This window comes from Cognatishimia activa (genome assembly GCF_026016445.1).
Taxonomy (GTDB): Bacteria; Pseudomonadota; Alphaproteobacteria; order Rhodobacterales; family Rhodobacteraceae; genus Cognatishimia; species Cognatishimia activa_B.
In genome coordinates, this window is the sequence record NZ_CP096147.1 from 2,509,198 (window position 1) to 2,530,024 (window position 20,827).

16 protein-coding genes are annotated in these 20,827 nt (G+C 53.9%); 4 read left to right on the forward strand and 12 right to left on the reverse strand.

What is annotated here, in order from left to right; translation table 11 throughout:
- Positions 1 to 15: 15 nt before the first annotated feature.
- Both M0D42_RS12500 and M0D42_RS12505 read right to left on the reverse strand, forming a co-directional pair.
- Entirely contained in the window at positions 16 to 771 is a 756-nt protein-coding gene (locus M0D42_RS12500) for an IclR family transcriptional regulator (protein ID WP_265018943.1), read from the reverse strand.
- 89 nt (positions 772 to 860) lie between these two features.
- Positions 861 to 3,422 carry a GcvT family protein gene (locus M0D42_RS12505; RefSeq protein WP_265018944.1) on the reverse strand — a complete coding sequence of 854 codons (2,562 nt, stop codon included), beginning with the start codon at positions 3,420 to 3,422 and terminating at the stop codon, positions 861 to 863.
- 161 nt (positions 3,423 to 3,583) lie between these two features.
- On the opposite strand from M0D42_RS12505, the gene M0D42_RS12510 reads away from it, so the two are divergent.
- Complete coding sequence (locus M0D42_RS12510; protein ID WP_419195940.1) at positions 3,584 to 4,615, forward strand: GlxA family transcriptional regulator; 1,032 nt, start codon at positions 3,584 to 3,586, stop codon at positions 4,613 to 4,615.
- Positions 4,616 to 4,618: 3 nt separating this feature from the next.
- On the opposite strand, the gene M0D42_RS12515 is transcribed toward M0D42_RS12510, so the two are convergent.
- From M0D42_RS12515 to M0D42_RS12535, 5 genes are all read right to left on the reverse strand, one after another.
- Positions 4,619 to 5,173: a sarcosine oxidase subunit gamma gene (locus M0D42_RS12515; RefSeq protein ID WP_265018945.1), complete on the reverse strand. Its 555-nt coding sequence runs from the start codon at positions 5,171 to 5,173 to the stop codon at positions 4,619 to 4,621.
- A gap of 1 nt (position 5,174) precedes the next feature.
- Positions 5,175 to 8,177, reverse strand: a complete 3,003-nt coding sequence (locus M0D42_RS12520; protein ID WP_265018946.1) for a sarcosine oxidase subunit alpha — start codon at positions 8,175 to 8,177, stop codon at positions 5,175 to 5,177.
- Positions 8,174 to 8,479 (reverse strand): sarcosine oxidase subunit delta, encoded by a 306-nt coding sequence (locus tag M0D42_RS12525; RefSeq protein WP_265018947.1) that lies wholly within the window; start codon positions 8,477 to 8,479, stop codon positions 8,174 to 8,176. Before M0D42_RS12525 ends, M0D42_RS12520 begins: the two co-directional genes overlap by 4 nt.
- The gene (locus M0D42_RS12530; RefSeq protein WP_265018948.1) at positions 8,451 to 9,743 is read right to left on the reverse strand and encodes a sarcosine oxidase subunit beta family protein; all 1,293 of its coding nucleotides are present in this window, start codon (positions 9,741 to 9,743) and stop codon (positions 8,451 to 8,453) included. Before M0D42_RS12530 ends, M0D42_RS12525 begins: the two co-directional genes overlap by 29 nt.
- 107 nt (positions 9,744 to 9,850) lie before the next feature.
- Entirely contained in the window at positions 9,851 to 10,516 is a 666-nt protein-coding gene (locus M0D42_RS12535) for an IclR family transcriptional regulator (RefSeq protein ID WP_265018949.1), read from the reverse strand.
- Positions 10,517 to 10,696: 180 nt separating this feature from the next.
- On the opposite strand from M0D42_RS12535, the gene M0D42_RS12540 reads away from it, so the two are divergent.
- Complete coding sequence (locus M0D42_RS12540) at positions 10,697 to 12,046, forward strand: DUF1446 domain-containing protein (RefSeq protein WP_265018950.1); 1,350 nt, start codon at positions 10,697 to 10,699, stop codon at positions 12,044 to 12,046.
- Positions 12,043 to 12,342: a DUF4387 domain-containing protein gene (locus M0D42_RS12545; RefSeq protein WP_265018951.1), complete on the forward strand. Its 300-nt coding sequence runs from the start codon at positions 12,043 to 12,045 to the stop codon at positions 12,340 to 12,342. Before M0D42_RS12540 ends, M0D42_RS12545 begins: the two co-directional genes overlap by 4 nt.
- A gap of 84 nt (positions 12,343 to 12,426) precedes the next feature.
- Here the strand turns inward: M0D42_RS12545 and M0D42_RS12550 are convergent, their stop codons facing one another.
- From M0D42_RS12550 to M0D42_RS12565, 4 genes are all read right to left on the reverse strand, one after another.
- Entirely contained in the window at positions 12,427 to 13,935 is a 1,509-nt protein-coding gene (locus tag M0D42_RS12550) for an ABC transporter permease (protein WP_265018952.1), read from the reverse strand.
- Positions 13,936 to 13,946: 11 nt separating this feature from the next.
- Positions 13,947 to 14,999: a quaternary amine ABC transporter ATP-binding protein gene (locus M0D42_RS12555; protein WP_265018953.1), complete on the reverse strand. Its 1,053-nt coding sequence runs from the start codon at positions 14,997 to 14,999 to the stop codon at positions 13,947 to 13,949.
- 73 nt (positions 15,000 to 15,072) lie between these two features.
- Positions 15,073 to 16,035, reverse strand: coding sequence for a glycine betaine ABC transporter substrate-binding protein (locus M0D42_RS12560; RefSeq protein WP_265018954.1), 963 nt, complete (start codon positions 16,033 to 16,035; stop codon positions 15,073 to 15,075).
- A 31-nt stretch (positions 16,036 to 16,066) separates the two neighbouring features.
- Complete coding sequence (locus M0D42_RS12565; protein WP_265018955.1) at positions 16,067 to 18,394, reverse strand: DUF1989 domain-containing protein; 2,328 nt, start codon at positions 18,392 to 18,394, stop codon at positions 16,067 to 16,069.
- 106 nt (positions 18,395 to 18,500) lie between these two features.
- Here M0D42_RS12565 and M0D42_RS12570 point away from each other — a divergent pair, with 106 nt between their 5' ends.
- A complete protein-coding gene (locus M0D42_RS12570; protein ID WP_265018956.1) occupies positions 18,501 to 19,505 on the forward strand; it encodes a LacI family DNA-binding transcriptional regulator in 1,005 nt (334 codons plus the stop codon).
- Here M0D42_RS12570 and M0D42_RS12575 read toward each other — a convergent pair.
- Complete coding sequence (locus M0D42_RS12575) at positions 19,502 to 20,788, reverse strand: 3-deoxy-D-manno-octulosonic acid transferase (protein ID WP_265018957.1); 1,287 nt, start codon at positions 20,786 to 20,788, stop codon at positions 19,502 to 19,504. The genes M0D42_RS12570 and M0D42_RS12575 overlap by 4 nt on opposite strands.
- Between the last annotated feature and the right edge of the window lie 39 nt (positions 20,789 to 20,827).

Below are 20,827 nucleotides of genomic sequence, written 5' to 3' on the forward strand. Positions count from 1 at the left end.
AAAAATCGGGGAAAGTTAAAGATACCGACCCATCAGCCGACTAGACACACGTTGCGCGGTTTTCATGACCGCTTCGGTGATCGAATCTTTTTTGTCGGACCCAGGAAAACGATAAGAAGGACCGTGAGCATGAATCGCTGCTATCGCTGCGCCTGATGCGTTGAAAATCGGAGCTGCAACAGAGTTCAGCTCATCTGACATTTCCGCCTCACACCATGCAAACCCGTTGGTTTTTGCGACGTCCAGGCGGCGGCGCAGAAGCTCCGGGTCAATGGTGGAATTCTCTGTCCAGGCCTTCAGGGGTTGATCCAGAATGCCTGTGACGATGGCGTCATCAGCATGAGCTAACAAAATAATCCCGGATGAAGTCACGTGGGCATCGACTCGCTCTCCGGTCCAGTTTCGAACCTGAACTTCCTGCTGGCTCGCCACCTGATCATAGTAAAACATACCGCCGTCTTCCAAGACGCCTAACCCAGCTGCTTCCCCAATCTCTTCAACCAAATCGGTTAGATAGGGGCGGACAATAGGGATCAGATTTTGGCCTATTCTTGGGTTTGGGGAAAGCTCTGCAATCACTTTGCCCAACCCGTAGGTACCCAACGCCTCATTCTGCTCAACGGCACCAACTTCAACCAGCGTGGCAAGCAGTCTCGCAACTGTACTTTTTGGGAGCTCAGTGCGAATTGCGATCTCCGACACACCTGAAGGACCGGTTGAAAGGCTTTGGAGGATCGAGAATGCTCGACGCACCGATTGAACTGTCGACATAAAGCCACCTCCTATTGAAGGCAGCTTTACACCAAGACGCCGCTGGACCCAACCAATTGTCCTATCTCAATAATCAGTTGGGTTCTTACTTAGCTGCGTGGCTTCAGGTTTTCTGGGTCATAAAGCGGCGCATAACCAACACCAGCCACTTCAACCGGGTAGATTTCGTCGAAGTATGACACCGTCAGCTTCTCACCGACCTTGCAGTATTCCCAAGGCAAATAGGCCAAAGCGATGTTCTTGCCGATAGTCGGGCCAAAGGCGACAGAGGTCGTGTAAGACCGGCGACCCACTGAATCGACCAAGGTTTCCCCTGTCTCAGGATGCATGACCGGCATCTGACCAACCGGGTAACGTGCAACGCCATTCCGGTCAGTGTTTTCAGTCATGACCAAAGTACACAGCATGGCTGGCTGATGCTCACGAGCGCGGTATTCCAGGTGCTTTTCCTTACCCCGGAAGTCAGCTTCCTTGACCTTTGGACGCGCGAGATCGCCTTCGTAGAGGTTGTATTCAGTCTGCAAATCCGCGTTCTGAAGACGCAGGGATTTTTCCATCCGGCGAGAGTTGGCATAGGTTTCAACACCCATCGCCATGATGCCTTCAGCGCGCAGTGCGTCCCAGACGGCCAAACCGTCTTCGTAACGCATGTGCAGCTCCCAACCCTGCTCACCCACATAGGAAATGCGGAATGCAGAAACGGTTTTGCCCGCGATCTCGATGTTTTTGATGGCGGCGAATGGGAAGTTCTCGATGTCCAGCCCATCAGGATCAGCCACAACCTTTTTCAGGTTCTCACGCGCATTTGGACCCCAGATGCCAATGGTGGTGAAGTCTGTGGTGACGTCGGTGATGGTGACATCAAAGCCTTTGTCCTGCGCGATGCGGCGCATGTACTGGAAATCCCGAGGACCAGCGTCGGCACCATTCACCAGCCGTCCGCGGTCTTCCATGCGGAAGATGGTGAAGTCCGCCCGCACCATGCCTTCGTCATCCAGCATGTGGGTGTAGATACCCTTGCCGATGTTCTTCTCGCCGCCGATCTTTGCAGCACAGAGCCATTCCAGCATTTCAACGTGATCCGGACCCGCGATATCGGTCATGTGGAAATGCGACAGGTTGATGATCGCGCAATCCGCACTCATCTCCAGCTGTTCGGCGTTGGAGACGCGCCAAAAGTGGCGGTTGTCCCACTCGTTTTCACGCACTGGTACCTGGTCCGCGTATTTCTCTAGCAGGTGCTCGTTGGCTGCATATCCATGCGCCCGTTCCCAGCCGCCGAGTTCCATGAAGTAGCCACCCAGTTCAACTTCGCGCTCGTAGAATGGCGAGCGACGCACGCCGCGTCCCAACGAGAACGGCTCGCGTGTGTGGACAGGCGGGTTGTAGATTTTCTGAGCTGTTTCGTAGCAGCGGTCGTGAATGTACTGCTTTTCCAACTGGTAGTCGTTGAAGCGTGAGAAATCGATGCCGTTGTGGTCGATGTGGGTGCGTCCGTCGGTCATCCAATCGGCCAGCAATTTCGCCATGCCCGGCGCATCTTTCACCCAGATCGCAACCGCATACCAAAGGCCACGCAGCTTCTGGCTTTCACCAATCGACGGACCGCCATCTGTTGTGGTTTGCAGCAGGCCGTTGAAGGAATGGTTCTCACGATACCCCAGCTCACCTAGGATAGGGGTCAGCTCCATCGCACGTTCCAGCGGGTCCATGACCTCTTCCAACTCCAGATCGCGCTGTGAAGGGGAAAGACGCGCCTCTTCCTTTGGAAGGATCTCATTTGGATGCACCAGATGCGGGTCTTTTTCGTAGTAGTAACCCCATTCGATCTGGCCACCCTCGGTGGTGTTTGGATCGCCCGTGTCGCGCAGGTAGGCAGAGTTACCCTGATCACGCAGCAGTGGGTAGCCGATCTCAAGGCCGGTATCTTTGAATTCATCGTAGCCGCTGAAGAAGGTCAGCGGGTGATCTACCGGCATGACCGGCAGGTCTTCATCTGCCATTTCAGCAATCAGACGACCCCAGAGGCCTGCACACACGATCACGTGGTTCGCATGAATGTCACCACGGGAGGTCTTCACACCGATAATGCGATTGCCTTCGGTGATCAGATCAAGCGCCGGGGTGTTGGCGAAGGACTGCAACTTGCCGGTTTTTTCCGCGCCATCGATCAGCTTGCCAGCAACGGTCTGTGACCGTGGCACAACGAGGCCAGCATTTGGATCCCACAAAGCAGCCTGAATTTGATCTTCTTCCAGAAGAGGAAACTTTGCTTTCGCTTCTGCCGGCGTCATCATCGACAGGTTGGTGCCAAAAATTTTGCCGGTATCGATGCGGCGCTTTTCTTCTTCGAGACGCTCGGTATCACCATTGCGCACGACCTCGATGCCGCCGATGCGTGAGTAGTGGCCCATCTTCTCGTAGAAATCCATCGAGTACATGGTGGTCCAAGCAGTCAGATAATCATGACCGGTGGAGAAGCAGAAGTCCGACGCGTGGGCCGTCGAACCAACGTCGGTTGGGATACCAGATTTGTCGATACCGACGATGTCATCCCACCCGTTTTCGATAAGGTGGTGGGCAACCGAAGCCCCAACGATACCGCCGAGTCCAACGATGACCACGTTTGCTTTCTGAGGAAATCCGGCCATTCAATTCTTCCTTGTCGCAAAGACGTCCGAGTAAGAGGCGCGGCAAAGACCCCGCCATTTTGAGAATTTTGCCGACTTATTGCGGCAAAAAATAGAATGTTTGCGCCAAAAGCGGATTATCGCTACGACATAGCTTACAAAGTCAACGAAGGCAGAAGTTGATGTCCGAGATCCAAAACCGCTCAACCACCATGAGACCGGGAAAATCGCCAGACAAACCTGAAGCACCTCGTCTTTCGGTGGGGTTTATTCTGACGCAAAAATTCACGCTCTGCGCCTTTGCGAACTTTGTCGATGTGCTACGTCTTTCAGCGGATGAAGGCGACCGCAGCCGGCCCATTCTCTGCAAATGGACGGTTCTGTCCGATACGATGAACCCGGTTATGTCGAGCAGTGGCATTTCTGTTCAGCCCAATGAACGGCTCGGTGATCCAAGTCGGTTTGATTATCTGGTCGTTGTTGGAGGGTTGATGGATGAAACTCCAACCCTAAGCCCCGCCTATCACAAGTTCCTCCAACGCGCGGCGGATCAGGGCGTCCCACTGATAGGCGTTTGCACAGGCGTCTTTTTCCTGCACAAGGCAGGTTTATTGAATGGATACAAATGCTGTGTCAGTTGGTTCCATCATCTTGATTTCCTGGAACAATTTGAGGGCTTGAACCCGGTTTCAGATCAGATTTTCGTCGTAGATCGAGACCGGCTCACATGTTCGGGTGGTGCGAGTTCTGCGCATTTGGCAGCGTTTCTGGTGGATCGCCATGTCGGCCGCGCTCAGGCCAGTAAAAGCCTGCATGTCATGATGATTGATGAGGCTCTTCAAGCGGAGAAACCTCAACCGGGCACGCCAATTCGCATGAAAACAAAAGATCCGATTGTGCAACGGGCATTGCTTCTGATGCAGCAGAATATCGATGTGCCGATATCGATCACTGAGTTGTCCAAACGTCTTGGCAACAGCAAGCGCCAAGTTGAACGCCATTTCCGGGATACACTCGATACATCACCGCAGGCGGCTTACTTAGAAATCCGCTTGGATATCGCGCGCTATCTCGTGGAGTCGACCAGTAAGCCAGTTGGCCAAATTGCGATGGATTGCGGCTTTTGCGACTCATCGCACATGAGCCGCATGTTCCGCCGACAATTTGGTGACACACCTAAATCCATCCGCCAAAATCAACCGCTGGAGGCCTGAGCGTTAGGCGATTTCCTGTGCCAACTCTTTGCACCCTGTTGCCAATGTCTGAGCGACATAGGGTGCAAAGCTGTTCCAAACGTCTAACCTGAAACGATCCGGCGCGTCCCGCCAGAGGATGACGCTGGCGCCATCAAAAACGGTTCTTCTCGCCGAGCCAATTGGGAACGCTTCGATATTTCTAGGGCAGCCGATTGTCATCAAATCGGATGCATTGGGTCCAGATATCTCAAATGTGATCTCGCGAGCGCTGATGTCCACCAAGCTAAGAGGCTGATTTTCCGCGGCTTGTGCGAACCCCGCAGCGAGTTTACCGGCGCGTTTCGCATTTGCCAGGATCAGCCACTCATCCGGGCCTAGACACAAGACCTCCAGACCCTCGGATTGCATGCATGAGCCAATCTCTGTGCTCAATGCCATACCGAGGGCGTCGTTTAAGGCACTCAAATCTCCGCGCGCCCGTAGCGAATATCGGACCACTGGTTTGCCCAAGGTCACTTTGGCCGCAGGGGTATCCGCAATGGTTTGCGGCATTGGGAAAGAAAATGATTTGCCCATGTCAAACCTCCGACGGGATTTTCAGGCGAGTGTTTTCCGGGTCGAGGAAAACAGTGCCAGTGATTTTGGCAGCAATTGTGCGATCAGGCATTGGGATATAGACGGTCTCGCCCATTTTCTCCTGCCCACCTTCTACAAGCGCCATGGCAATTGGACGACCGGTTGTCCCCTGATCATAAGACGAGGTCACATGCCCCACCATTTTCATTGGGATCGGCTGATTTGGGTCCAGAACGATCTGAGCGCCTTCTTCGAGCTTCGACATGTCATCCGTTAGTAGCCCAACCAAGTGCCGCCGACCGGCAGCTTTCAAGTCTGGACGTTCTAGACCACGTTTGCCCACAAAATCAGGCTTCTTACGACCGATGGTCCAGCTCATATCCATATCATGCGGCGTCACGGTTCCATCCGTGTCTTGGCCGACAATGATATAGCCCTTTTCAGCTCGGAGAACGTGCATCGTTTCCGTGCCATAGGCTGTAATGTCATAGGCTTGGCCAGCATCCCAAATCGCTTCCCAAAGCTGGCGTGCAGAGTGCGACGGTACGTTGATCTCAAATCCGATTTCACCGGTGAAGCTGATACGGAACAAACGCGCTGGCAGCCCCGCGACGATGCACTCGATGCAAGACATATGCGGGAATGTCTCTTCAGTCAGATCAACACCCTCAACCAATGGTGCCAGCACCTTGGCCGCATTTGGACCGTTAAGCGCGACAGCCGCCCATTGTTCTGTTGTCGATGTCAGCCAGACGTTCAGCTCTGGCCATTCCGTCTGCAGATAATCTTCCATGGTGTTCAGCACACGTGCTGCACCCCCGGTCGTGGTGGTGACATGGAAGCGATCTTCGGCCAGACGCCCGATCACACCGTCGTCTCGAACGAAACCATCATCCCCCAGCAACAGAGCATAGCGGCAGCGACCAATGCCGAGCTTGGTGAAAGGGTTTGTGTACATGCGGTTCAGGAACTCAGCAGCATCGGGGCCAACAACCTCGATTTTACCAAGCGTAGAAGCATCAAAAACCCCAACCGAAGATCGTGTAGCTGCACATTCACGTGTAACAGCCGCATCCATGTCTTCGCCCGTTTTGGGGAAGTACCAAGCACGACGCCATTGCCCGACAGGCTCAAACGCGGCGCCTTGTTCTTCGGCCCAGCTATCGATTTGGGTCTTGCGGACCACTTCGAAATGATCCCCGCGATGGTAGCCCGCGAAGGCCCCAAAGGAGGTTGGTGTGTATGGCGGACGGAATGTGGTCAAACCAACTTCTGGCTGTCTCTTGCCCAGAGCGTCAGCAGCGATGTTCAGACCGTTGATGTTGGACATCTTACCCTGATCGGTCGCCATACCGTTGGTCGTGTAGCGCTTCACATGTTCGATAGAACGCATGCCTTCACGAACCGCGAGACGCAGGTCTTTTGCCGTCACATCGTTTTGGTAATCAACAAAGGCCTTCGCCTTGCCTGCATTCTTATCCGTTGGAAGCTCACGATGGGTGACCCCGCTCCCCTGACGGTCATGCTCAACGTCATAAGACTTCTCAGCCGCCGCCTGGCCAAGCGCAGCCACGACCTCAGCCCCTTTCGCAGCGCCATCGTTCAGCGCGGCCGAAATACCCCAAAGGCCACGGCTCGCCCCAGCGATCACGCAGTCTTCTGGCGTTTCATTTGGCAGGAAGGTTGTTTGATCATCATCCCAGGTCAGCGACCCTTTGGTATGAGAGAAGAGGTGCAAAGATGGCGTCCAACCACCCGACATCAAAAGCGCGTCACAAGAAATGACCTCCCCGACACCGACTTCACCATTGGCAACCGGATTGAGGCGCACGGACTTAACCCGCAGACGGCCACTGGTCTCGGTGATCGTGTAGGACAGCTTAACCAGAATTCCCCGCTCTTGCGCAGCGTTCATCAGCTCGAAGTCGACATTTTCTCGCGTGTCTACAATGGCTTGAACCTTCGCGCCTGCATCGTGCAGGTCAAAGGCCGCATACCATGCGCTGTCATGGCAAGTCGCGATGACCGGAGATTTCCCGACCAGAACACCATAACGGTTCAAATAGGTCTGCGCTGACCCAGCAAGCATAACACCTGGGCGATCATTGCCGTGAAACACCAGAGGTTTTTCCAGTGCGCCCTGCGCCAACACCACCTGTTTTGCGCGCACACGCCACATACGTTCGCGCGGGGTTTCGTCGGGCAGAGATTCCATGTGATCTGTCAGCTTCTGACAGAGACCGATCATGTTCTGGTGATAGTACCCAATCGCAGTGGTACGGGTCATGATCTTGACGCCCAGCGCGGTCAACGCTGCCTTTTCAGCATCAATCCAATCCCAGGCTGCGGAACCATCAATGACGGCCTGAGGCTCCGAGAGAAGGCTGCCACCCAGCTCTGAATTTTCATCCACGATGACGACTTTCAAACCGTCCACTGCCGCAGCTTTCGCTGCGGCAAGACCTGTCGGTCCAGCCCCCACAATCAACACATCGCAATGCAGATACCGCGAAGCGTAGTGATCTGGGTCTTCCTCGGTCGGAGACACACCCAATCCAGCCGCCGCGCGAATGAACGGCTCATAAACCTTGTGCCAAAAGTTCTTCGGCCACATGAAGGTCTTGTAATAAAACCCTGCCGAAAACAGCATGTAGGCCGCGTCATTCACCGCGCCGACATCAAACTTCAAGCTTGGGTATTTGTTTTGAGAGGTGGTTTCGAGCCCCTCCCAAATCTCCTGCACGGTAGCACGGGTATTCGGTTCAAAACGCCCCGGACCACGCCGCGTCCCGATCAGGGCATTTGGCTCCTCAGAGCCAGCAGCAACCGGTCCTCGTGGGCGGTGGTACTTAAACGAGCGGCCCATAAGATGCACGCCATTGGCCAAAAGCGCTGAAGCAACGGTATCCCCTTCAAACCCTCTGAAGGTTTTGCCGTCAAAGCTGAAGCTTACAGGTTTCGCAGGATTCACCCGGCCTTTGCCGGCCACACGGTAGTTGCTCATCGATCCAACTCCGCCATTAGTTTTTCAAGATCGGGCTTCGGCTCACCTGCTTTGTAGGTGATCAGGAATTTATCCGAGACCGTGTCGCGAACTGCATTGAAGAACCGCCCGCACCCATGAATATGGCGCCAACGTTCAAAATGCAGACCTTTCACATTTGCACGGATAAAGAGGAATTTCTCCCATTCTTCATCGCTAAGCTCAGAGGGGTTTTCAGGACGCACAATATGCGCCTCGCCTGCATAGGCGAATTCAGCCTCTGGCAGGAGTTCATCACAGTAAGGGCAATGGATCAGTAGCATTTTGATCTCCCTTGTGAGCTACGGCGGCAGCAGCCGCTTCGTCGATTAGGCGCCCGGTGCGGAAACGCTCCATGGTGAATGGTGCGTTGATCGGGTGCGGTTCATTTTTGGCGATGGTCCAAGCGAAGGTATGGGCAGACCCAGGTGTGGCTTTAAAGCCGCCAGTACCCCAGCCACAGTTGACGTAGAGCCCTTCGACAGGAGTTTTGGAAATGATTGCGGAGCGGTCAGGTGTCACGTCCACAATCCCACCCCATTTCCGCAGCATGCGCATGCGGTTGAAAATAGGGAAAATCTCAGAGATCGCAGCGACTGTATGCTCGATCAAAGGCAGGCCGCCTCGCTGGCTATAGCTGGTGTATTGATCGGTTCCCGATCCGATCACCAATTCGCCTTTGTCGGACTGGCTGATGTAGGCATGCACCGCATTAGACATCACCACGCACGGGAAGATCGGTTTCACCGGTTCACTAACCAGCGCCTGCAACGGATAGCTTTCAAGCGGCAACTGGACATCAGCGGTTTGCATCACCACCGATGTGTGACCCGCAGCGGAAACGCCTACTTTCTTGGCTTTGATAAAGCCCTTCGCCGTTTCCACACCGGCAACTGACCCGTCTGCGTTGCGCCGAATAGCCGTTACTGGGCAATTCTGGATGATATCCACACCCCGCATCGCCGCGCCGCGCGCATAACCCCACGCAACCGCATCATGCCGAGCTGTTCCGGCACGTTCCTGAAGCGCTCCACCCATCACCGGGTAACGTGCGTTCTTGGAAATGCTGAGAGGCGGGCAGTATTCTTTACACTCTTCAGGAGTGAGCCAACGGTTATCCACCCCGTTAAGACGGTTTGCGTGCACATGCCGCTTAAAGCTCTGAACATCGTGCACATTGTGCGCCAGCATCAAAACCCCGCGACGGGAATACATGACGTTGTAGTTCAAATCCTGGCTGAGGTTCTCCCATAGATCGACTGCGTGATCATAAAGCCGCGCGCTTTCATCATAGAGATAGTTGGACCGGATAATCGTCGTGTTACGGCCGGTGTTCCCACCGCCAAGCCAGCCTTTATCGATCACAGCGATATTGGTGATGCCATGTTCCTTGGCAAGATAATAAGCCGCCCCAAGCCCGTGCCCTCCGGCACCGACAATGATGACATCGTATTCATCTTTGGGCTGGCTATCGGGCCATTGCTCGGTCCAATTTTTGTGACCACCCAAAGTATGTTTCAGCAGTGAAAGAGCACTAAAGCGAGACATGGTCCGACCCGTTCGTTCGCGAAATTGAAGATGATTGAGACTAGATCAAATGCGAAACATCAGTCGGAATATTTGCGTCACACAAAGAGTAAAATCTCGCCATGCAATCAGACGGGCAGTGAACCAGCGACCTCTTCAAGAACAGGGACCGCACGCTCACGCGCCTCGCGATCAAATCGGCTGCGTACACCAGAAATGGCCAAGGCACCCAACAGGTCTCCGGAACTCGAAAACACAGGGGTCGCGATCGAGGAAATGTCAGGCATGGTCTCTGCTACTGAATGCGCTGTCCCGCGGGCGTTTAACTCACCTGCCCTGCCCGTTTCTTCACCTGAAAAATGTCGCAAAACCAACCCCGATGCCCCGGAGGTCAGGTTTAGGCGAATTCCCTCCTCCGCATGAAATCGAACAGCACTCGGAGAGTTTTCGCGATAAAGACACACTCTTTGATCACCTGCCCGAACATAAAATGACGCCGTCTCCCCAGAAAACTCCACAAGTTTGCGAAGGCTCGGCTTCACGACATCTCGGCTAAGGAATTCTTTTCGAAACAGAAGACCAAGTTGCCACACGCTAGGCCCAACGCTGAACTTGCCGGTATTATCGCGGCGGATAAATCCATACAGCGTCATCGAATTCGTAAGACGCAGCACTGTGCTTTTGTGCAGCCCTGTTTCATGCGCCAACTCGGTCAAAGTCAACTTAGGCGTCTCGGTTGTGAACGCCAAAAGTATCGACATCGCGCGCTCAACGGATTCTGTACGAGTTGCCACCACCTGTTCTCCCAGATGAAACTTAGTTGGGTTCTTGTTGCATTTTAGATGCCCAATTGTCTAGGTGTGCAGCAACGGCCCGGCGGATGAAATCTGCAAAACGCACCTCCAAATGGCCGAAAAGATCACTCGCATAATAGGCGAACAAACACTGTTCGCGGTTAAGCATATGAGAATGACATGACAAAAATTTTGATCCCTTCTGGCGCTTTGGGACTCGGTTACCATCGAGAAGCATTGGCGCGCGGCGTGGCAGAGAAACCTGATCTCATTGCCATTGATGGCGGCTCTACAGACAGTGGCCCGCATTACCTTGGAACCGGCACCTCCAAGTACTCTCGCAATTCCACAAAAGCGGAATGGCGCGAGTTGATGGCGGCTCGCGCCGAAGCAGGCGTTCCGCTTGTGATTGGCACAGCTGGCACTTGCGGCGCGGATGATGCTGTGGATTGGCTGATCGATATCACCAAGGAAATCGCGGCCGAGAATGGTGAGGCACTAAAAATCGCCGTTCTGAAATCCGGTCAAAACAGTGTTGATGTTATCAACGCTCTAGAAAGTGGGCGTGTTCACCCGCTGGAACCGGCGTTTGATATCGACCCTGAGCTACTCTCCTCTTGCAGCAACATCGTAGCCTTGGCTGGGGCAGAGCATATCCAAGCCGCGCTTGAAACAGGTGCCGACATTGTCATTGCGGGCCGAACGACAGACACCGCCATTATTGCCGCGCTACCATTGGCCAACGGTTGTAACGCTGGCGGTGCGTGGCATGGTGCCAAAATCGGAGAATGCGGGGCGCTTGCAACCACTGATCCGAACTCCGGCACCATCATGATTGAATTCGACGCCGAAGGCTTCACCATCACACCAATGGGTGAAAAGGCACGGGCCACGCCATACACAGTGTCGGCTCACATGCTTTACGAAAACTCCAATCCGTTCCAACTTTACGAGCCCGGTGGTCACCTTGACGTCACCGAGGCCCATTATGAGGCGTTGGATGATCAGCGCGTCCGGGTGACTGGCAGTCGTTGGATTGAGAGCGACACTTACACGGTCAAACTAGAGGGTGCGAAAAGCGCTGGATTTCAAACGGTTTCAATCGCGCTGGTTCGAGAACCGAAATACGTGGAACGCGTGCGGGAATGGGTGGATGACATTCAGGAGAAGTGCACTGAAAAAGCTCAGACGCGCGTTGGCGGTGAATTTGAACTAGAACTCCGCCTAATTGGCGCAGACGCGACCCTTGGCCCATTGGATCAAGGCGCGCGCATGGGCTCCGAAGTTGGGGTCATGGGTATTGTCACAGCACCAACCGAAGCCATGGCGCGCGAAGTTGCAAAAATCCTAAACCCATATCTTTTGCATCACCCACTGCCCGAAGATGAAGATATGCCGACCTTTGCCTTCCCATTCTCTCCAACCGAGATGGCGCGAGGCGAAGTCTGTGAATTCTGCCTCAACCACATCATGGAATTGGATCAGCCAATGGATGGCTTCCACCTCAGCACAATCGAGATCGCCGCATGACCAAGCTTTCTGACATTGCGAAAAAGATCCGCTCCAAGAATGCGGGACCTTTTTGGCTGACCATCGATGTTTTCTGCGACACCGCAGAGGCCTATCAGAAGGTCGTAAATACCCTGGATGTAACGCGACTAGCGGATGTGCTTCAGGCCGATCCTGCCACGCTGAAACGGTTTGAAATCTCTGACCTCAATGTGGTGAAAATCAGCATTCCACGTCCCGCAATTCAGGGGACGCGCCAAGACCGTGACATGCATGGCGCATCCTTTGCGAATATTCTGGCAGAGCTTGAGGTCTGAACTAACTTCAAGGTTTTTCATCATCTGCCATCTAAGCAAAAAAAGGGCGCCAACAGGCGCCCTAGTTCGTTAATCTTTGGGAGATTATTTTTTGCCTGCGACTATCCGGTCAAGGATCAATGCGCAGAATAGAATGGCCAAACCGGCCAGAATCCCTTGTCCTGCTGCCGCATATTGCAGCGCTTCCAGAACATCTTCGCCCAGACCTTTCGCACCAATCAGCGAGGCCACAACAACCATCGCAAGGGAAAGGAGGATCGTTTGGTTCACTCCGGCCATGATCGTGTTGCGGGCCAGAGGCAGATCCACACGCCACAGCAGGTAGCGAGGGGTCGCACCGAAGGCCAAAGCGGCTTCACGCACGGTCTCCGGGACCTGCTGCAAACCAAGGACCGTAAAGCGGATCACAGGAGGTGAACCGAAGATCATGGTCGCAACCACACCTGCCGGCTTACCGGAACCGATGAAGGCCACAACCGGGATCAGATAAACAAAGGACGGCATGGACTGCATGAAGTCCAAGATTGGTCGGATGATCGCATAGACCTTTGGGCGACGGGCACAATAGATGCCCAGCGGAATACCCAGCGTGATCGAGATCAGCGCCGCGGCCCCCAGGAGCGCGATGGTGGTCATCGCTTTTTCCCAGAAGTCCAACAGACCTAAGTATGCCAGCGCTGCACCTGTGAAGATCGCAACACGTGCACCGGCAGATAGGTAAGCCAGCATGACGATCACAAAGGCAACAACCGGCCAAGGCGTATCCACAAGCACCACTTCGATCCAGTCAAGCAGCGTCCGCATGCCGAAGGTCAGGCTGTCAAAGAAGCCACGACCGTGCAGCTTGGTCCAGTCAAAGCCCGCTTGCACACCGTCACCAACATTCAAGCGCCAGTTTCGATCCGTTGGGAAAGTCGACAGAATAGCGAATGCATCTGGCTGCGCGAATTTGATGCTGGTCAGAACCACAACGCCAAACGTCAGAACCGCAGAGATGATCATCCGCATTTGCGACCAACCGCTGTTCACACTGCGATCAGAGCGCCACTTGGCGAATTGCATTTCCAAGGTCCAGTTGGCGGTCGCGGCCTGCAGGAATTTAAACCCAGCAAGAAGCACGATACCCACGATCAAAAAATAGGTGCCGGTATTGTCCGCAGAAATCGCTGCTTGTTGCGCATTGGCTAAAGCACCTTCTAGACTTTCGGCAGCGCGCTTCAGCGACTCCAGCGAAGAGGCTCCCGATTTCTCAGCCGCCTCGATCTGTTGGCGGCGCAGCTCCAATGTTTGTGCGATTTGGTCCGCTCGTTCTCGGAAGTCACGACCAAGATCGCCAAAGAGGCCCAAACCGATCTGGATATAGGCCATGGTTTCCAAAAGCAGGAAACCCAGCATCCAGTTCCAAAGGCCACGCGCGCCAAACCAAACTGGTCCAAGAAGACCTGCAACCCAGTTCAGTGTGAAGCGATAGCCGGGGGCCTGCATCATGAAGCCAAAGGTTTCTTTGTAATATGCTTCGCTGCTGCCAACGAATTGGCCGATCAGCCCATTCAGACGCTCAGCGGTTTCAGGCTTGATATCTTGATTGCTCATGATCGATCCCCTTACGCCTGGCTATCTTGAATTGCGCGGATCAGACCCGCACGGTTTATCACACCAACCGTTTTGTGGTCGGCATCAGTCACGGCAACAATTCCGTGACCTTCCACGCAAAGGTTCATGAGATCACTCAGGTCCATATCCGGTCGCGCCTTCTGAGCATCTCCTGGAAGATCCCCGTGTTTGGCCTGGAATTCATCCACCGGCTGCATCACTGAATGCGCGAAGATCATGTTGAGCTTGGAAATACCCGCCACAAAGTCCGACACATATTCATCTGCTGGGTTCAGAATGATCTCTTCAGGTGTACCAATCTGCACGATACGACCATCCTTCATGATAGCGATACGGTGACCAATACGGATCGCCTCATCCAAGTCGTGCGTGATGAACATGGTTGTCTTTTTCAAGCGGTTGGACAGCTCCATGAACTGGTCCTGCAGCTGTTTACGGATCAGCGGGTCAAGCGCAGAAAATGGCTCGTCCATCAGCAGGATTTCTGGATCAGAGGCAATCGCACGGGCCAGACCCACACGCTGCTGCATACCACCGGATAGTTCATGGGCGTATTTGTCTTCCCAGCCGGTCAGCTCCACCAGTTCAAGCACTCGATCCGCTTCTTCCCAACGGCGTGCTTTGCCTGTACCGCGGATTTCCAGCGGCATCGCCACGTTGTCGCGCACGGTACGGTGCGGCATCAGTCCGAAGTTCTGGAAGACCATCGCAACCCGACGGTTGCGCAAGTCACGCAGACCTTCTGGGTTCAACCCCATCACGTCTTCGCCGCCAAGATAGATGTGACCATCGGTCGGTTCCAAAAGGCGGTTCACGTGACGAACAAGCGTCGACTTGCCCGAGCCCGACAGACCCATTACGCAGAACAATTCGCCTTTTTCAATTTCAAAGCTCGCGTCGGCCACACCGACCACGCAGTTAAAGCGTTCGAGCACTTCGGCCTTACCCAGACCTTCGGCGTGGATGGCCTTCAACGCTTCTTTTGAGCGGTCGCCAAACACTTTCCAGACGCCTTTGGCGTCAATTGCAATTTCTTTATCCATCCCATCCCCGCGGAGAAACGTTGTTCCTCGGCGGCAATTGCCGCCGAGGTATTATTGATGAAAACGAGAGCCCTTAGCTCAGGCCAAGCCAGCCATCGACGATGTCACCGTTGTTTTCGATCCACTCGGAAACAACCTCATTGATGTCACCACCCTGAACCACAACTTTGTAGGTCAGCTCAGACAGGGACTGCGCGCTCATGTCGATGTTTGCCAGGAAGGACGCTGCTGCCGGGTTCCGCTCATTCAGAGAGTTGGAATATGCAACAGTCACGGTTTTCACAGGCTCACCTGTGTCCACGCGGGACTTGTTGTACCAGTCTGCGTCTTGGTCAGGCTGAACCATTTTGTAGGTATTCGGATCGTTTTCTGGCTCTTCTAGGATGGTCACAGGATACAGCGCGTGTACGTAATGTGGGGCATAGCAATAAAATGCTGCACCTTTCTTTTGGTCAACCAGATCCTTCAAACGAGAGTAGAACACTGTTTCGTCTTCGGTGGTTGGCTCAAGGAAGGTTTCAATACCGTAGTCACGCACACGAACTTTAAATGTGTTTGTAGACGCCCAACCTGACGCACCGACCCAAACTTCGCCTTTGCCATCACCATCGGAGTCAAAGAGATCTTGTGCTGTCGGAGTCGCAAGATCGTAGATGGATTTAATGTTGTGCTCTTCAACCATGTAGTTTGGAACACAGATACCCGCGCGCCCTTCATAAGAACCAGCAGACAGGGACACGGTGCCCTTTTCGTCTACATATTCGTTTGTGAAGGAAGACTGGTTTGGCAGCCAAACATCTGGGTGCACGTCGATGTCACCACGACCGCCATCCATGGACGCGAAGATAACCGCGTTCGCGCCAGGTGCATAACCCGCTTCGCCACCAAGGCGTGTCTCAATGATCTGGCCAATAATGCGGCTCATGATTTTCGCACCTGGCCAGCTTGGCTCGCCCACCATGACTTTATCCTGAGCCATGGCACCGGTTGTACCGATTGCCATTGCCAGAGTTGCTGTAAATACTAGTTTTTTCATACCTTTTTCTCCCGTTGGTGTTTGTATGAGCTTATGCTCGTGCCCGCTTTCGTTGCGGGTCTATGAATGGAATATCGGTCACGGTAGCGTTCAGGCGTTTCATACGTCCGTCCAGCAAACCAACTTCCAAAATCTTGTCATTCTCTGCGTATTCGACGGCAATGCGGGCCATCGCGATTGCACGTTCCAATGAAGGCGAGCGGGTCGCGGATGTGATCTCGCCGATCTGACGCTCTCCTGCGTAAACAGGTGATCCATGCGTCGGCACGTCATCACAATCAAAGAGCAATCCTTTTAAAACACGACGCGGATCTTTCGCGTTGCGTTCCAGAGCTTCTTTGCCTCGGAAGGTTTCTTTCTTCAGATCAACCGCAAATCCCAAACCGGCTTCAAATGCGTCAACGCCCGGAGGGAACTCCGCTGCCGCCGCAGCAAGGCCTGCCTCAATACGGATGATTTCAAGCGCATCAGACCCCATGGGCTTAATGCCAAACTCTTCACCCGCTTCTATAATCGCGTCCCAGACCTCAACGGCGTCGGACTTCGCACAGAAGACCTCATACCCAAGTTCGCCAGTGTAGCCGGAGCGGGACAACATGAATGGCGCGCCGTTCCGGTCATTCAGCCGCGCGACTGAAACACCAAACCATTTCAGATGGTCGAGGTTGGGAACCGTTGGCTGGAAGAAGCAGATCTTCTTCAAGAGATCACGAGACTTGGGTCCTTGGATCGCAAGATTAGGTAAGCTGTTGCGCATTTCATGGATACGCACCTGAAGGTTCATTTCTTCAGCGAGCGCATTCAACGTCCGGCCGCTTTCTTCCGAACCACAGAACCAGCGGAACAGATGATCACCCAATCTGAAGAGCGTTCCGTCATCAATGACTTGTCCACTTTCATCACACATGAGGGTGTAAGTGCCACGCCATACCGCCAGTTTGGCGATGTTTCGCGTTAGAGCGTGCTGCAAAAGCGTCTCGGCGTCTGGACCGATGATGTCATATTTTCGCAGACCACTCATATCCTGGATGGTCACTGCATTGCGGCAGGCCCAGTATTCACCGAGTGTTCCTGTGCCCGGAAAGCTGACAGGAGTCCAAAGATCCCGTGCGGGGGCAAAATGTTCTGTCAAAGGGGCCAGCCGCTCGTGGAAAGCGGATTCTTGACTGATTGACATTGGGGCGTCTTCCTTTTCGCGATAGGCCACCGCGCGCCTGATGGGCGTGTCTGGCCGGTAAATACGCACATGCACATCGGTTGGGTTCCAACCGTTGATGGGATCGATGTCATCTGGGCAGGCTGTTGAGACGCAAACCAGATCTTCCATCGCCCGCATCACCACATAGTCCCCTGGACGCGAATGAGATTCCGCTGTCATCAGGTGGTTGCTGTTGTGATCGATCCAAGTGTTCCAGAAAAAGTTGATCGCAGGCCACGCAGAGCGCTTTTTGATCCCGTATGGATCAAGCGCATAAGACATGTTGTCTGAACAGTTCACATGCCCCGGAAATCCACGTTCTTCATAGCCACGCGCCGTGCAGGCCAGACCAAAAGCGTCATGGCGACCGCAGGTATCCTGAACCATGTTCAACAGCGGGCGCATGTCTTGGTCGTAGAATTTATCCAACATACCCGGGCCGGGATAGGCTCGACCAACCATTGTTCTAGTCGCCGTAGAGTCGATCATGATTTCGGTCTGTCGATCCAGACCCGCCATGCAGAAAGCCATGAAGTCGGAACACTGCTGGCCCTCAACATCGATGATTTGCACGTAGTCGCCCTTGCGCACCTCATAGGCAATGCCGGTGCCGGTCTGAACGGTGAACTCATCTCTCGTATCGCCAAGCAAAGGCGGCAGGTGGCTAGAGGTAAAGGACGCCAGTTTATGCGTTACTGAAACTGTTCCGTTTCCTTTCGCCGAAACCAGCGAAAACGCCTCCACCGGGCGGCAAAGCCATAGGGTCACAGACGCCCGCGCTTTCAGAATCAGGTCTTCATCCTGCCCCTCATATCGCGCACTTGAGATGTCTGCGGAAACATCGCCGCCGTTTGCAGAGATCCACCCTTTAAGTGCACGGCTGTCGAACTTTGAAAGATCCAATTGGTTGGTTGCAACCAGGTTCACCTTGCCCAAGGCCGCAATTCCATCCGGTGCAAAAGCAGCAATTTCCAAAGGCACATCTGCCTCAACACCTTGAATCGTTAGAAGATCACCGGCCTCCATTTCGATTTCAATCGCCTCGCGGCTTGCGATTGCGTGGTGTCGAACACCAGAGTTTTTCTCAAACCCCGAGAAGTGCCGACGGGATTGAAGAAACCCCATATTACTGAAGTCGTGGAGAACGGTTTGGCCAAGCATATCCAGATTCGCGCTTATGTAACTGGTTACACAGCCTCATGTAACTAGTTACACGTGTCAAGTTTTTCTATTTCTCTCACTCAAAAAAAACGCTACTGCTGGGCTAATGCGCAAAATTGGTAATCAAAAACGAGCGAACTTAAGAGACGTTGCAAAGGCGGCAGGTGTTTCCGTTGCAACGGTTTCACGTGTCTTAAATTCACCGGACTCTGTCGCGCCGGAAACGCGGGCAAAAGTTCAGAGCACAATCTCCGAATTGCGCTTCATGCCCAGCGCCGCCGCACGCGCCATCAATAGCGGTCGCACTCGATTTGTCGGTGCATTGGTTCCAACTCTCGACAACGCGATTTTTGCGAGCTTTTTGTCTGCACTGGAAAACAAGCTTAACGATTACGGGTTGGCCTTGATCGTCTCAACAATCGGCGAGAACCCACAGCTAGAAGTTCAAAAAGCGCAGTCTTTGATTAACCTGGGCGCAGAAGCTTTGATACTGTCAGGCGCCGCACATGACCCAAAGCTTTTCCAGCTGACAAACCAAACGCGGTTTCCCACTCTCGCGACATCCTTCTATGACGACAGCGCGCCGCTTCCGACCATCGGATATGACAACCACGATGCCGCTCAGCTTGGCGTTCAGTATTTAAAAAGCGCTGGCCATCGGCACATCGCGGTGGCGCATGGACCTGTTGAAACAAATGACCGAACGCAGGCACGCATCAACGGTGTTCAATCGGTTTCTGGAATGACCATCGACTACCACGAAGCAGATATTTCTTTTGAAGGCGCCCAAGTGATCGCGCGTAACATCTTGGCACAAAAAGACAGGCCAACTGCCGTCGCATGCATGTCAGACGTATTGGCCATTGGTTTACTGCAACAATTTCAGCGCAGTCATTTGCGTGTGCCGGAAGACATCTCTGTTCTTGGGATGGACGACCTTCCCTTCGCGGCACACACTTTCCCTGCGCTTTCGACCATCCATCTGCCAGTGAAGCGCATGGGGACAGCTGCAGGACGAGCCATCGGAGAGTGGCTGGAACATGGAAACGAACCCGCGCCAGAGCGGTTAGAACCGCAATTGATCTTGCGAGAATCCGTTGCTGAAATTTAGTGACTTTTAGATGGCCCCAGATGCGCAAGAACACGATCTCTGGTTTCATGTGTGATCGAATGCTGTGCCGAAAGGCAGGCCCTTGCATGAGCCAACTGTACGTCAGCAGCATCTGATTGCCAGAGCCTCAGTACGGCATCGCGTAAATCATCGGCGTCGGCCACCTGATGTACCGCCTTCGCCTCATGCAACATCTGATAGGTGTCTTTGAAGTTGCTGGTATAAGGACCCGTCACCACGTTTGACCCCAACAAAATTGGCTCAAACGGATTATGCCCCCCCACACCTTCGACCAGTGACCCGCCAACAAAGCTCACCTTGGCGCCACGGTACCAAAGACCCATTTCTCCGATACTGTCTGCGACGTAGACCTGCCAGTTGTCTTGCAACTGATCGCCGCTGGCTCGCGAGCCTGTTTCCAAACCGAGTGCACGAGACTGTTCAATAATCTCAGCACCACGTTCTGGATGTCGGGGCACAAGGATCAACAAACTACCTTCAGGTAAAGACTTGTGCGCCGAAAGGATGATCGTATCCTCGCCTTTATGGGTGGAGGCTGCGACCCACACTTGTCGAGATTGCAGATATTTAAGCTCTGCTTCGATATCTCCTTCTGCAGGCAAGGCAGGCGCTAATTCCGACTTCAATGACCCTGTCAGAAACCGCTTTTCCGATTTCACACCCAGAGAGGCCAAAAGCGCATCCGTAGCCTGATCCTGCACCGTGATGGCATCAAACAAGGAGAATATCGATCCAGCGGCGCGACGGGCAAACCCCCACCTTTCCAATGACTTCTGAGATACACGGGCATTCAGAAGGACCATCGGGATGCCCTGCGCCTTTGTTTCTACCAACATGCGTGGCCAGATTTCGCTTTCAACCCAGACAGCCATGTCAGGTCGCCAATGCGTCAAAAATCTTCTAACTGCGCTTGGCGTATCTATTGGCGCAAATTGATGCATCGCCCCATTCGGCAAGTCTCTCGCCATCAATTCAGCCGAAGTGCGTGTCCCACTTGTCACCAGTATTGAAAGCTCATCACGCGCTTCTAGCAAGGCAGGGATCAGACCCAACAGTGACTGCGTTTCACCAACGCTTGCTGCATGCATCCAAATCAGCGTGCCCTTAGGCCTCACGATCGAGCTGTGGCCAAACCGCTCGTGATATCGAAGGGGATCTTCCTTGCCCGTCGCTTTGCGGCGTGACACCACGCCGCGATAAACCGGGTCCAATACGCGCGTAAGCCCTAGGTAGGCGTTTAGTATTTTAGAGCCGCTGCCCAACGCCTGTCCCCTTTGCATGAGCCGATTTAGTGGCCATAC

What these genes read in the sequence shown, in the direction of transcription:
- M0D42_RS12500 (WP_265018943.1), bottom strand. Translation starts at nt 771, where the DNA reads ATGTCGACAGTTCAATCGGTGCGTCGAGCATTCTCGATCCTCCAAAGC.
- M0D42_RS12505 (WP_265018944.1), bottom strand. Translation starts at nt 3,422, where the DNA reads ATGGCCGGATTTCCTCAGAAAGCAAACGTGGTCATCGTTGGACTCGGC.
- M0D42_RS12510 (WP_419195940.1), top strand. Translation starts at nt 3,584, where the DNA reads ATGTCCGAGATCCAAAACCGCTCAACCACCATGAGACCGGGAAAATCG.
- M0D42_RS12515 (WP_265018945.1), bottom strand. Translation starts at nt 5,173, where the DNA reads ATGGGCAAATCATTTTCTTTCCCAATGCCGCAAACCATTGCGGATACC.
- M0D42_RS12520 (WP_265018946.1), bottom strand. Translation starts at nt 8,177, where the DNA reads ATGAGCAACTACCGTGTGGCCGGCAAAGGCCGGGTGAATCCTGCGAAA.
- M0D42_RS12525 (WP_265018947.1), bottom strand. Translation starts at nt 8,479, where the DNA reads ATGCTACTGATCCATTGCCCTTACTGTGATGAACTCCTGCCAGAGGCT.
- M0D42_RS12530 (WP_265018948.1), bottom strand. Translation starts at nt 9,743, where the DNA reads ATGTCTCGCTTTAGTGCTCTTTCACTGCTGAAACATACTTTGGGTGGT.
- M0D42_RS12540 (WP_265018950.1), top strand. Translation starts at nt 10,697, where the DNA reads ATGACAAAAATTTTGATCCCTTCTGGCGCTTTGGGACTCGGTTACCAT.
- M0D42_RS12545 (WP_265018951.1), top strand. Translation starts at nt 12,043, where the DNA reads ATGACCAAGCTTTCTGACATTGCGAAAAAGATCCGCTCCAAGAATGCG.
- M0D42_RS12550 (WP_265018952.1), bottom strand. Translation starts at nt 13,935, where the DNA reads ATGAGCAATCAAGATATCAAGCCTGAAACCGCTGAGCGTCTGAATGGG.
- M0D42_RS12555 (WP_265018953.1), bottom strand. Translation starts at nt 14,999, where the DNA reads ATGGATAAAGAAATTGCAATTGACGCCAAAGGCGTCTGGAAAGTGTTT.
- M0D42_RS12560 (WP_265018954.1), bottom strand. Translation starts at nt 16,035, where the DNA reads ATGAAAAAACTAGTATTTACAGCAACTCTGGCAATGGCAATCGGTACA.
- M0D42_RS12565 (WP_265018955.1), bottom strand. Translation starts at nt 18,394, where the DNA reads ATGCTTGGCCAAACCGTTCTCCACGACTTCAGTAATATGGGGTTTCTT.
- M0D42_RS12570 (WP_265018956.1), top strand. Translation starts at nt 18,501, where the DNA reads ATGCGCAAAATTGGTAATCAAAAACGAGCGAACTTAAGAGACGTTGCA.